This window comes from Candidatus Omnitrophota bacterium (assembly GCA_018830005.1).
Lineage (GTDB): Bacteria > Omnitrophota > Gorgyraeia > JAHJTE01 > JAHJTE01 > JAHJTE01.
The window spans coordinates 158,048-171,589 of record JAHJTE010000002.1 but is presented as its reverse complement, the minus strand read 5'-3'; the positions used below and the strand labels follow the sequence as shown (position 1 = coordinate 171,589).

At 39.7% G+C, this 13,542-nt stretch carries 10 protein-coding genes; all 10 read left to right on the top strand.

Features of this window, described 5'->3' with window-relative positions; genetic code table 11:
* The first annotated feature begins 5 nt into the window (after nt 1–5).
* Genes KJ593_05430 through nadC form a run of 10 tightly spaced genes read left to right on the top strand, consistent with a single transcriptional unit; the run spans nt 6 to nt 13,542 of the window.
* Nucleotides 6–1,298 carry a homoserine dehydrogenase gene (locus KJ593_05430; GenBank protein ID MBU2541325.1) on the top strand — a complete coding sequence of 431 codons (1,293 nt, stop codon included), beginning with the start codon at nt 6–8 and terminating at the stop codon, nt 1,296–1,298.
* The gene (locus tag KJ593_05425; GenBank protein MBU2541324.1) at nt 1,298–2,683 is read left to right on the top strand and encodes an HD domain-containing protein; all 1,386 of its coding nucleotides are present in this window, start codon (nt 1,298–1,300) and stop codon (nt 2,681–2,683) included. The genes KJ593_05430 and KJ593_05425 overlap by 1 nt, the downstream gene beginning before the upstream one ends.
* Nucleotides 2,680–3,750 (top strand): threonine synthase, encoded by a 1,071-nt coding sequence (locus KJ593_05420; GenBank protein MBU2541323.1) that lies wholly within the window; start codon nt 2,680–2,682, stop codon nt 3,748–3,750. Before KJ593_05425 ends, KJ593_05420 begins: the two co-directional genes overlap by 4 nt.
* Before the next feature lie 4 nt (nt 3,751–3,754).
* Entirely contained in the window at nt 3,755–4,408 is a 654-nt protein-coding gene (locus tag KJ593_05415) for a phosphopantothenoylcysteine decarboxylase (GenBank protein ID MBU2541322.1), read from the top strand.
* Nucleotides 4,405–5,601, top strand: coding sequence for a cofactor-independent phosphoglycerate mutase (locus tag KJ593_05410; protein ID MBU2541321.1), 1,197 nt, complete (start codon nt 4,405–4,407; stop codon nt 5,599–5,601). The genes KJ593_05415 and KJ593_05410 overlap by 4 nt, the downstream gene beginning before the upstream one ends.
* A complete protein-coding gene (locus KJ593_05405; protein MBU2541320.1) occupies nt 5,601–7,211 on the top strand; it encodes a carbon starvation protein A in 1,611 nt (536 codons plus the stop codon). The genes KJ593_05410 and KJ593_05405 overlap by 1 nt, the downstream gene beginning before the upstream one ends.
* Nucleotides 7,199–8,476: an aspartate kinase gene (locus KJ593_05400; protein ID MBU2541319.1), complete on the top strand. Its 1,278-nt coding sequence runs from the start codon at nt 7,199–7,201 to the stop codon at nt 8,474–8,476. The genes KJ593_05405 and KJ593_05400 overlap by 13 nt, the downstream gene beginning before the upstream one ends.
* A 5-nt stretch (nt 8,477–8,481) precedes the next feature.
* Nucleotides 8,482–10,059: a citramalate synthase gene (cimA, locus tag KJ593_05395; GenBank protein MBU2541318.1), complete on the top strand. Its 1,578-nt coding sequence runs from the start codon at nt 8,482–8,484 to the stop codon at nt 10,057–10,059.
* On the top strand, nt 10,059–12,704 hold the full coding sequence (locus tag KJ593_05390; GenBank protein MBU2541317.1) for a valine--tRNA ligase: 2,646 nt from the start codon (nt 10,059–10,061) through the stop codon (nt 12,702–12,704). The genes cimA and KJ593_05390 overlap by 1 nt, the downstream gene beginning before the upstream one ends.
* Nucleotides 12,691–13,542 (top strand): carboxylating nicotinate-nucleotide diphosphorylase, encoded by an 852-nt coding sequence (gene nadC / locus KJ593_05385; GenBank protein ID MBU2541316.1) that lies wholly within the window; start codon nt 12,691–12,693, stop codon nt 13,540–13,542. Before KJ593_05390 ends, nadC begins: the two co-directional genes overlap by 14 nt.

The following is a 13,542-nucleotide window of genomic DNA, read 5'->3' as shown; positions in this document are numbered from 1 at the left end:
TGGTTATGAAAAAAATAAACGTAGGATTAATAGGATTTGGCACCGTAGGCAGAGGTGTATACAGGCTATTACGCGGTCGCAACTCTTTCTTTAAATCTAAACTCGGTATTGATATACGCTTAAGAAAGGTATATGAAATAAATAGACGCACTCTAAGGAAATTTTCTGTGCCCAAACAGTTAATTGCCTCTAGTGCGCGTGATTTAGTTGGCGATCCTGAGATTGATATTGTAATTGAACTTATCGGTGGAATCCATCCAGCAAAAGAATACATCAAGAAGGCCTTATCTTCTGGTAAATTTGTTGTTACTGCTAACAAGGCATTATTGTCAGAATGTGGAGAGGACCTGTTTAAATTAGCAAAGAGGTTTAACTGTGATATATATTTTGAGGCCTCGGTGATGGCTGGTGTTCCAATCATTAAAGTAATCCGGGAGGGATTTGTCGCTAACAAGATTAATGCTATCTATGGCATAATTAATGGTACCTCCAATTATATTCTTTCTAAGATGACTGATGAGGCAATAGATTTTAATCAGGCTCTAAAGCTAGCAAAGAAGAAGGGCTATGCCGAGAGAAATCCTGCCTTAGATATCGGCGGCTTAGATTGTGCCCACAAATTGGCCTTAATTACTTATCTGTCTTTTGGTAAGGCAGTAAGACTTGAGAATATCTATGTAGAAGGCATTAAGGGAATTTCTCCTATTGATATCCAATATGCAAAAGAGTTGGGATATGTAGTGAAGTTATTGGGGATATCTAAACTTGAACAGGGAAGGCTTCAGATACGCGTTCATCCTACGCTTTTACCAAAAAGACATCCGCTTGCATCTGTTTCCGGAGTATTTAATGCAGTATTTATTTCAGCTGATTTAGTAGGTGATGTCTTGCTTTATGGTCGCGGTGCCGGGCAATTGCCAGCAGCTTCAGCAGTGGTAAGTGATGTTGTAGATGTAGCCTTAAATATTAAGTCAAATACTGGTCAGAGATTACCAGTATCGAGGTTTGTCTTAAAGGCCAGGTTGGCTAAGATGCAAGAATTAATGAGCCGTTATTATTTAAGGTTCATGGCAATTGATAAGCCAGGTGTACTTGCAAAGATTTCAGGAATCTTGGGAAAACACCACATCAGCATTGCCTCGGTAAGTCAAAAAGAGAGACGTCGAGCTAAGGTCGTGCCAGTAGTTATCCTTACGCATGAAGCAAAGGAGAAGGATGTACAAGAGGCGTTGAAAGAGATGCATAGATTTGTAGTAATAAAAAGATTTCCTGTGGCATTTAGAATTGAAGGAAAGTAATGGCTAGATTGAAGATGCGCTCAATTAAGAGTGACAGCTTATTGCGTAAAATCGCCCTTTCTTTTATTTTGACCTCGATTTTACCTATTTTAGCTATTATTTATTTTGTATACTCTTCTTCTGGTATTGATTTTCAGACAGAAGCATTTATGAAAGTGACAATTCCCTTATTAGTCACAAGTGCTTTAGCAGGCCTTGAAATTATCCGCCGCATCATAAAATCTGTTTTATTGATTAATCGAGGGGCAAAGGCAATCGTCGAAGGTAATACCGCATCTGAAAAGATAGAAGTTGATGAGGAGAATGAGATCAAGGAACTTGCGCTTTCCTTTAATCGCATTACCAAGCAGCTTCAAACGAACATAAAGGAATTAGAAAAATCAAAAGCATTGTTGCAGGATATCGTACTAAAGGTAGGCGAGGCAATAATGTCTTTTGAAGACATAGATAAATTCTTACATTTAATCGTTGAGACAATGACTAATTCCTTGCGTGCTAGGAAGGCTAGTCTTTTTCTTATCGAGCCTGGTGGCAAGCAGTTGTCTGTGAAGGTCTCCTATGGCCAGGCTATTGCGGATAAGAAGATTATTGTAGGTGAGGGCCTTATTGGTTCTGTTGCCAAGAGTGGAAAGGCATTGCTTGTGCCTGTTATAGAGGATGAGGCTTCATTTATGGCCGTGCCCTTAAAATATGGCAATCGCGTAATTGGGGTTTTTACTGTACAAGAAAAGGATGAGAATAAGGCATTCAATAAAGATGATCTTATATTGCTTTCAGAGCTTGCGAACCAGACAGCTTCAGCGATTGAAAATCATCGTCTGCACAAGGATGCTGAGAGTACTTATATTCAGACAATATCTGCTTTGGCTATGGCGGTTGAGGCACGTGATCCTTATACTCGCGGCCATTCTAAGCGCATGGCTGAATATTCCTTGTGTCTTGCAGATGCATTTTCTTTGGATGAAAAATCAAAGAAGCTACTTAGCGATGCCTGTGTCTTGCATGATGTAGGAAAAATCGGAACGAGTGATGAGATCTTAAGAAAGGCAAATCGATTAAGTAAGCCAGAATTAGATATGATCAGAGAACATCCAAGAATTGGCGAAAATATATTAAAACCAATAGCTTCGCTACGACCCTTATGTAATATAGTACGTCATCATCACGAATGGATAGACGGAACTGGATATCCAGATGGCCTTAAAGGCGATGAGATATCATTAATGACAAAGATCTTAACAGTGGTTGATGCATTTGATGCCATGGTCAGCAATAGACCTTACCGTAAGGCTATGTCTAGCAAGGAAGCCAAGGAAGAACTCTTAAAATATGCTGGCAAACATTTTGATAAGGAGGTAGTAGATAGATTTATTAATTTGATATGATTAAATATGCTGGAGTTATCCAACGTTACAGGGAGTTTCTGCCTGTAAGCAAAGAAACACCCATAATTACACTTTGTGAAGGTAATACGCCTTTGATTCTTTCTCCTCACTTAAGTAGTTGTATTGGTGAGGGCTTTAGTGTTTATTTAAAATTCGAAGGCCTTAATCCCACAGCTTCATTTAAAGACAGGGGAATGACGCTTGCCATATCTAAGGCAAAAGAAGAAGGCAAGACAACAGTTATATGCGCCTCTACTGGTAACACCTCAGCCTCTGCCTCTGCTTATGCTGCTAAGGCTGGTATGCGCAGCCTTGTCTTAATACCCAAAGGTGCAATTGCCTTAGGAAAATTATCCCAGGCCTTAATTCATGGAGCGACAGTTTTAGCAATAGATGGTAATTTTGATGATTGTATGCAATTGGTGCGTAAAATTAGTTCACAATACCCCGTACAACTGGTAAATTCCTTAAATCCCTATCGCATCCAAGGACAGAAAACAGCTGCATTTGAAATTTGTGATTTTCTTGAGGAGGCTCCGGATTATCAAGTGATGCCTGTTGGCAATGCTGGTAACATTACTGCCTGCTGGAAGGGTTATAAGGAATTTTATGATATCAAAAAGATAAAACAACTGCCCAAGATGCTTGGTTTTCAGGCAGAGGGAGCAGCACCCATAGTTAAGGGTGAGCCTATTAAAAATCCAGAAACCATTGCTACGGCGATTCGGATTGGAAATCCTGTTAGCTGGGCTCAGGCAGAGGCAGCGCGGGATGAATCAGGTGGTTTAATTGATTCTGTAAGCGATAAAGAGATAATTGAGGCATACAAAATCTTAGCTGGATATGATGGGATATTTGCTGAACCTGCATCATCTGCTTCTGTTGCTGGTCTGTTGAAATTAAAGAAGCAAGGCTATTTCAAACGGGCAGCAAGCAGAGAGACAAAAATTGTATGTATCTTAACCGGCCATGGTTTGAAAGACCCTGACAGGGCAATAAAGACAATAAGTCAGCCAAAGACTGTTCCAGCCAAGATAAAGGCAGTCTTAAAAGAAATCGGATATTAAGAAAGTGAAAGGCCTAAAGGATAAGAAGATTCTTATTACAGCTGGTCCGACGCAGGTGGCAATTGATCCTGTTAGGGTAATCACAAATATTTCCACTGGAAAGACAGGCCAATTGATTGCCAGACAGGCTGCAAGATGCGGTGCAGATGTCCATCTTTTATTAAGCAGAGATTTAAAACAGGAAAGAATCAAGGGCATTAAGATCAGGCATTTTCGTTTTTTCAATCAATTACGTTCTTTGATTCAAGAGGAGATTAAGAAAAATAACTTTGATTTCATAATCCATAATGCGGCTGTCTCTGATTTTCTTGTTAAGAGACAATCTAGGCAAAAAATAGATTCAAGCCTAAAGAAGCTAAGAATCGAATTAGTTAGAGCACCAAAGATTATAAAAGAGATTAGAAGAAGATGTCCGCGATCTCTATTGGTAATGTTTAAGCTAGAGGTTAATAGTTCCCTAAAACAATTGATCAAGAAGGCAAGGCTAGCCCAAAAAGCAGCTGGTGCTGATATTGTAGTTGCTAATACATTTAAGAAAGATACCTTGAAATCCTTTGTATTTAATCATAAAGGCATGCTTACAAAGGCAGATTCGCGACAAATGTTAGCTAAAAGACTGGTTTCTATTTTGGAAACAACAGTGAGTAAAGTAAAATGAAATACATATTTCTTGTTCCAGATGGGATGGCGGATGTTGAGATACGCCAATTAAAGGGACGTACCCCACTTGAGGTTGCCAAGACCCCTAATATGGATTTTCTAGCTAGTTCTGGGAAGGTAGGCATGGTTCAAACTGTGCCTAAGGGTTTATTGCCAGCTTCTGATGTGGCCAATCTTTCTCTTCTTGGTTATGATCCGCTAGAATATTATACAGGCAGGGCTGCTTTAGAGGCAGCGCATCTTGGTATTAATTTGAGCGCGGATGAAGTCGCGTTTCGTTGTAACCTCATTACTGCAAGTAATGATGATAAGCTACTTGATTACAGCGCCGGACACATCAGTACAAAAGAGGCCCAGGTATTAATTAAATTCTTGAATAAGAAGATTGGCTCTGATGCCATAAGGTTTTTTTCAGGCACGAGTTATCGTAATTTGGTTGTAATCAATAAATCCGTCTTTCATGATAAGGGTAAAATTATATGTCAACCGCCCCATGATATAATGACCAAGCCCATAAAAACTAATCTGCCAAAAGGCAAGGGCTCTCAGGTTTTGATAAAATTAATGAATGATTCTTGTTCTTGTTTGAAAGATCATAAGGTAAATCATGTGAGAATTGACTTAGGAGAGAATCCAGCTAATATGATTTGGCTATGGGGTGAGGGTCAATTGCCTAAGATGCCAAGTTTTGAATCTCTTTTTGGTATTAAGGGAGCTGTAATTTCAGCTGTTGATCTGATTAAAGGTATTGGTAAGATAATCGGGCTTAAGGTTATTGATGTGCCAGGTGCGACTGGATATTACGATACGAACTTTTCAGGAAAGGCCCAGTATGCGATTGACGCACTGCAATCTTGTGATTTTGTCTTTGTTCATGTCGAGGCAACTGATGAAGCCGGTCATAACGGAGATCTGCGTCAAAAGATTACTATGATTGAACGTTTTGACAATTTGATTGTTGGTCCCCTGCTAGAGGCAGCAAAGCATATGTCTGGTGTGCGTATTTTAGTTTCCCCTGATCATCCCACGCCAATCAGCCTGCGTACGCATACTAATAAGCCTGTTCCCTTTGTGATATTCGGTGCTGGTATAGAGGCGGATAAGGCAATGGCGTTCAGCGAAAGAATAGCCAGGCAATCAGAATTAGTTTTTGATAAAGGATTTGAATTAATAAAGTATCTTATTAAATAATGAATTCGATATTTATTATAATACCGGCCTTATTTTTGTTTGCCTTAGGTTATAGATTCTACGGGGGGGTCATAGAGCGGCTTTTTGGAATTGATAAGAATCGTCCTACACCTGCTAAAAGATTAAATGATGGTATTGATTATGTTCCCGCAAAAAATTCACTTGTTCTTTTTGGGCACCATTTTGCTTCTATTGCTGGCGCAGGACCGATAATCGGGCCGGTTATTGCCCTGACGTTATGGGGATGGCTACCAGCAGTATTGTGGGTAGTATTAGGTACGATATTCATAGGTGGCGTACATGATTTCTCTGCGCTTATGGTTTCAGTTCGGCATGAGGGACGTTCCATAGCTGATGTTTCAGAGGAGATAATATCTAAAAGGGCAAGGATAATTTTTAGTATATTTGTACTGCTTGCTTTAATCTTGGTTGTTGCAGTATTTATTTATTTTTGTGCCAAGACATTCGTAGATGAGCCTAAAGTAGTTTCGCCTTCTTTAGGCCTTATTCCAGTTGCGATGCTTATAGGTTTTTTAATCTATAAACGCAATCTGAATATAGTCTATGCTACGGGATTAGGACTAGTCTGCCTTTTTTGTTTGATGCTCTTAGGAGAGTTTGCGCCGATTATGATAGGTGCAAATGCAATGTTAAAGTGGTCTTTGATCCTAATTGTCTATTGTTTCTTTGCTTCAATAATGCCGGTAAACATCTTGCTTCAGCCGCGGGATTACTTAAGTAGTTTTCTTTTGTTTTTTACTATTCTGGTGGGAGTTTCAAGTATTGTTATTTCTCAGCCTGTAATTGCTCAAAGTGCAGTTATTGCTTATAATACCTCATCCGGTCCAATGTGGCCGATGTTGTTTGTCGTAGTTGCCTGTGGGGCAATTTCAGGTTTTCATTCTTTGATTGCCGGTGGTACTAGCAGCAAGCAATTATCAAGCGAAGCACATGCCAAAGCAATCGGCTACGGGGCGATGGTTGTTGAAGGCGTAGTCGCTCTAATGGCAGTTATTGTAGTCGGTTCACTTACAGGTTTTGACAAGACAATAAACTTAGCAGCCCTTATAAAAGATATCGGGCCAGTAGGGCTTTTTGGTAAAGGTTTTGGGGCAGTTTCGGAGGTAGTTGTTGGTAGATTCGGCATATTTATTGCCATTACTACTTTGAATGCCTTCATTCTAACAACATTGGATACTGGAACCAGGATTGCACGTTATATACTAGAGGAGTTGACCTCTATCAAAAATAAATATCTTAGCACAGCAATAATTTTGCTGCCTGCTTCGTTTCTTGCTTTAAGCGGTAAATGGTCTAAATTATGGCCGGCGTTTGGAGCAAGTAATCAGCTGGTCGCAGCCTTAACACTTCTGGTTATTAGTTGTTGGTTGTTGGCTAAAGGTAAACCTGCACGTTATGTCTTGATTCCTGCATGCCTTATGCTTGTTACGACAATTGCAGCGCTTATTCTGGGCATTATAAATTATATTCGCAGTGCAGATTATCTATTGTTGGTTATTTCTGTTTTCTTGATTGCCTTGGCCTTAATTCTATCTTTTGAATCTTATAAGGTGATAATGAAAAGAAAAAGGATAAAATGCGTAAATTGATTATCTTAAAATTTGGCGGTTCCTCTGTAGCTAATCCTGGCAAGATTAAACGCGTTGCCAAAAGAGTATTTGAATATAGAAGTAAGAATTTCGATGTAGTCGTTGTCGTCTCAGCCTTAGGAGATACTACGGACGAATTAGTTTCCTTGGCAGGTGAGATTAATCTCAATCCATCGGAGCGGGAGATGGATATGCTTCTTTCTACGGGAGAGCAAATCTCTGTATCATTATTGGCAATGGCACTACATAAGTTAGGTTCTGAGGCAGTATCCTTGACTGGTGCTCAGGTTGGTATTGTTACTGATAAGCGTCACACAAATGCAAGAATTTTAAGAATTGACTGCCGTAGAATTAATCGCCATTTAGAAAGAGGCTCTATAGTTATAGTAGCTGGCTTTCAGGGAGTTACAGCCCAAGATGAAATTACGACCTTAGGCAGGGGCGGTTCTGATTTAACTGCCGTGGCCTTGGCTAAGGCCTTGAATGCCCAGCTTTGCGAAATCTATACTGACGTGGATGGAGTTTTTACTGCTGATCCTAGAATTGTAAAAGATGCCAGAAAATTAAAATTTATTAATTATGACGAAATGCTAGAGATGGCTTCATTAGGTGCTCAGGTTTTGCAGGTACGTTCTATTGAGGTTGCTAAAAAATTTCACGTTCCTATTCATGTACGTTCATCCTTTAAGAAAAAGAACGGCACTTTTATTACAAGGGCTTTTAGCGACTTGAGGCGTTTAAAGATTAAGGAGGTAGGTAAGATGGAAGATGTCCTCATAAGAGGTATCACTTTAAATAAAACAGAGGCAAAGATTACTGTTTGTAATGTTCCTGATAGACCTGGTGTGGCAGCCAGGATATTTACACATCTATCAAGTGCGGATATAAATGTTGATATGATAGTCCAGAATGTTTCCCACACTAGACAAACAGATATCTCATTTACTGTTCCCAAAGGGGCCTTATCTAAGGCATTAAAGATAGCGCGTAAGGTTGCCGGTTCAATCGGAGCAAGCGAGGTTTTAAGCGATGAGGATATCGCAAGGGTCTCGATTGTGGGCGTAGGGATGAAGTCCCATCCAGGAGTAGCTGCAAAGATGTTTGAGGCACTTGCAAAGGAAAAGATAAATATTGAGATGATCTCTACCAGCGAAATAAGCATATGCTGTATTATTAATAAAAAATTTGCTACAAGGGCAGTAAGGACGCTCCATTCTAAATTTAAACTGAATAAATCAGGCAGCCATAAGTTATTAAAGAGGTAAGTTAAATGTTACCTAAAACACTTTTCTTATATGATACCACATTGCGCGATGGGGCTCAGACAGAAGGTATTTCTTTCTCCCTAGAGGATAAAATCAGGATTGCCAGGGTTTTGGACGAACTGGGTGTCCATTTCATCGAGGCTGGTTGGCCGTCTAATACCAAAGACAGAAAGGTATTTGAAATCTTGAAGAAGAACCCATTAAGCTTTAGTCAACTAGTTGCTTTTGGCTCGACTCATCGGGTAAATAAAACTGTCCTAACAGATGAGAACATAAAGAGATTGCTTCAGGCCCAAACAAAGGTAATTACTATTTTTGGTAAATCCTGGGATTTACATGTTAAGGATGTGCTTAAGGTGAGTCTTGATGAGAACCTTAGGATAATCGAGGCGAGTATCAAATATCTGGTTTCTAATAAAAGAGAGGTATTTTTTGATGCCGAGCATTTCTTCGATGCCTACAAGTCCAACAGGGATTATGCGCTAAAGACCTTAGAGGTCGCAGCAGCAAGCGGAGCAAAATTACTTGTGCTTTGTGATACTAACGGCGGCACAGTTACTTCCCAACTTAGAGAGATAATAAAAGAAGTTAGCTCTAAGATAAATGCTCCCTTGGGAATTCATACGCATAATGATTTAGGGCTGGCAGTTGCAAATTCGATTGTTGCAATTGAGAATGGCTGTTCTCAGGCACAGGGAACGATCAATGGATTAGGAGAGCGCTGTGGCAATGCTGACTTATGCAGTGTTATAGCCATAGCTAAATTAAAACTTAGGATTAATTGCATATCTGAGGCTCAATTAAAAAAGCTTACAGAGGTTTCACGTTATATTTGTGAAGTAGCAAATATCATACAACCCAATAATCTCCCCTTTGTGGGCCATTCTGCATTTGCTCACAAAGGAGGCGTGCATATTGATGCAATGACAAAAAACCCCAAGACCTACGAACATATTGATCCAGAGGCAGTGGGGAATAGCAGGAAGATTCTTGTCTCGGAGTTAGCAGGCAAGACTCCTTTAGTTATAAAGGCCAAAGAACTGGAATTTGATTTGGAGAAAAAGTCGCCTGAGGCTGAAAAGTTGCTTAAACTCTTGCAAGACCTAGAGCATAAAGGATATCAATTTGAGGCTGCGGATGGATCCTTTGCCTTGTTATTACAAAAGGCATTTAAAAGGCACTCCAAATTTTTCGAGCTTGAAAGTTTTCGCGTTATTATCGAGAAAAAACAAAGCGGAAAACTAGTGAGTGAGGCAACTATCAAGTTAAAAGTCAATAAGGCAATTGAGCATACTACTGCTGAAGGTGATGGTCCTATAAACGCCTTGGATAATGCCTTGCGTAAATCTTTAAAAGGTTTTTATCCAACCCTTTCTAAGATGCGCCTATCTGATTTTAAGGTTCGAGTTCTGGATGCAAAATCCGGAACAGCAGCTAAGGTAAGGGTGTTGATTCAATCTCAAGATGAAGAGGCTTCCTGGGGAACTGTAGGCGTTTCTGAAAACATTATCGAAGCCAGTTGGCAGGCATTAATGGATTCAGTTGAATATAAATTATCTAAAGATGCAAAGTCTAATCAATGATGAACCCCGATATTCCTACCCGCTATAATCCGGAAAAAATCGAAGAAAAATGGTATGATTTCTGGCAGAGGCAAGGTTTGTTTCATGCTGAGATTAATTCCAGGAAGAGTCCCTATACTATTATGATACCACCGCCTAATGTTACTGGCATCTTGCATATGGGCCATGCCTTAAACAATACCTACCAAGATGTCCTTATTAGATTTGCCAGAATGGCTGGCTATGAAACATTGTGGATGCCAGGAACAGATCATGCTGGAATTGCCACCCAGAATGTCGTTGAAAAGGCAATAGCCAAGCAAGGGCTTAGAAGGCAGGATTTAGGCAGGGAAAAGTTTTTAAGAGAGGTCTGGAAGTGGAAAGAGGAATACGGTTTGATGATAATACACCAACTTAAAAAAATAGGCGCCTCCTGTGACTGGTCACGTACGCGCTTTACTATGGATGAAGATTATTCTTATGCTGTGAAAGAGGTCTTTATTAAACTTTGGAATAAAGGTTTAATCTATCAGGATGATAAGGTTATTAATTGGTGTCCGCGCTGTCTTACTGCCCTTTCAGATGAAGAGGCTCCCTACAGTGAATTAAAAGGCAATCTTTATTATTTAAAGTATCCATTTCAGGATAGGCCTGATGAATTCATTATTGTTGCCACAACTAGACCTGAAACGATGTTGGGAGATACGGCAGTAGCAGTGAATCCTAAAGATAAGCGTTATAACAAATTTATTGGCAAGACTTTAATTCTGCCTCTGATCAACAGAGAGATAAAGATTATTGCAGACAGTATTGTAGATAAAGAATTTGGAACAGGCGCAGTAAAGGTTACTCCAGCCCATGATCCTAATGATGAGTCATTAGGCAAGAGGCATAACTTGGAGTTTGTAAATGTCATGCATCCGGATGCATCAATGAATGAACGCGCTGGTAAATACAAGGGCCTGGATAGATTTAAGGCGCGCCAGATGATTCTAGAAGATTTGAAAACAGAAGGCCTTTTAGAAAAAATAGAGGATTATCAGCTTTCTGCTGGTCATTGTTATCGTTGTCATACGATAATTGAACCATATTTGTCGCGTCAATGGTTTGTTAAGATGAAGGCCCTGGCCAAACCTGCTATTCTTGCGGTGAAAAAAGGCAAGATAAAGTTTTATCCCCAGCGTTGGACTAAGGTCTATCTTAACTGGATGGAGAATATCAGAGATTGGTGTATATCTCGCCAGATCTGGTGGGGGCATAGACTGCCGATATGGTATTGTCTGGATTGCAAGGGTAAGCCAATGGCAAGTATTGAGCATCCTAAGGCCTGCCTTTCTTGCAAGTCGACAAATCTTAAACAGGATGAAGATGTCCTTGATACCTGGTTTTCTTCCTGGCTTTGGTCTTTTGCTACTTTTGGCTGGCCAAGTCAAAGCAAAAAGGTCTTGAGAGATCTGAAATATTTTTATCCCACAGATTGCTTGGTTACAGCACCTGAGATAATATTCTTCTGGGTTGCCAGGATGATTATGGCCGGGCTTGAATTTATGAAGGATATCCCGTTTAATGACGTCTATATCCACGGTACAGTGCGTGATATCGAGGGAAAAAAGATGTCCAAGTCTTTAGGCAATATTATTGACCCCTTAGAGGTAATTAATGAATACGGGGCTGATGTTTTACGTTTCAGCTTGGCATCTTTTACTGCTACAGGCCAGGACATATTTTTATCAAAAGAGAAGTTTCAAATGGGCAGGAACTTTGCGAATAAAATCTGGAATGCCTCAAGATTCATCCTTATGAATATGGGTGAATCCAAACTGCCTGCAGTTGAATTAAAAGACTTAAATTTAGCTGAGCGCTGGATTTTGAGCAGATTGCAGCACACAATAGCTAGACTCAGGAGCAATTTAGGAAAATATAATTTTAGTGAGAGCGCTAAATCTTTGTACGAATTTTTCTGGCACGAATTTTGTGATTGGTTTATTGAAATTGCTAAGGATGATGTAGCTAAGGGTCGTCTTCAAACCAAGGCTGTATTAATTTACTGTATGAGTGACTTTTTAAAATTATTACATCCTTTCATGCCTTTTATTACTGAAGAGATTTCATCCCTGATCAAGGCTGAGGCTGATAACGTCTCAATAATGTATGGACCATACCCTGAGGTTAATACTAAATTTATAGATTCTAGACTGGAGAGCGAGATGGCTGTTTTCATGTCTTTGGTCAAGAGGGTAAGGGATTTACGTGCTGACTTAGGTCTTGATAAGTCAGACCTAATTGATGTGTTGGTAAGCTCTGATTCTAAGAAGGATATTGCCTTTTTAGAAAGCCTGAAGCATAGATTTAAGGAGTTAACAAAGTCTAAGTCTTGTGAGTTTGCAGTTTCTGCCAAGAAGCCGCCAAAGGCAATAGCGGATGTAGAGGGGGGCTTGAGTATTTATATACCCTTTGCTGCTAGTGATACTGCAATCCGATTAAAAACTATAGAAAAACGCATTGCTCTATTAACCAAAAATAGCGAGAATATCGCCTCCCAATTAAAAAATAAACAGTTCTTAGCAAAGGCCCCCAAAGATGTCCTAACTCGCCAGAGAGATAAACTGCAGGTTTATCAACATAGCCTAAAAAAGCTAAAAGAAATTCATCGTGTACTTAAATAATTCAAAGATTAAAGATATAGTCCTTAAGGCATTAAGAGAGGATAAGGCCTCTTTTGATATTACTACAAAGGCCTTAATCGGACGCAAGAGGAAAGCCAATGCACAGATTATTGCGCGAGAGGATTGTATCCTTTCAGGCCTGGCAGTAGCAAAGGCAGTCTTTAAGGCGATTCACCCTCATTTAAAATTTGTTAGTAGATTTAAGGATGGGGCTGCAATAGGCAAAGGCAGTATCGTAGCTAAGATAAGCGGCAATGCCAGGGCAATTCTTTCCGGAGAGAGAGTAGCTCTTAATTTTCTCTCTCACATGAGTGGCATTGCAACCTTAACAGCTAAATTCCTAAACAAGGTCAGAGGCACAAAAGTAAAGATTATGGATACGCGAAAGACAATTCCGCTTATGAGGCAGCTTGAGAAATATGCCTTTAGCTGTGGTGGCGGAATTAAAAATAGGATGTCGCTTGCAGATTCAGTTATTATTAAGGATAATCATAAAAAGATCCTAAGAGGCCATAATCTTAAAGATATAATCAAGAAGGCTAAACTTAAAACCTCCAGTAATACCAAGATTGAGATAGAAATCGAGAACATAAAGGAATTTTCTCAAATCATTCATTTTGCTCCAGATATTATAATGCTTGATAATATGAGCCTTGCGCAATTAAAAACATGCCTGATTTTGAAAAGAAGATTCAGCCCTAAAACAAAACTTGAGGCCTCGGGTGGAGTTTCTCTGCAGAATGTGCATGCCATTGCAAAGACTGGGGTGGATTTCATTTCCGTTGGTTGCCTTACCCATTCGCCTAAAGCTATAGATTTTAGTTTAGATATCGCTTAA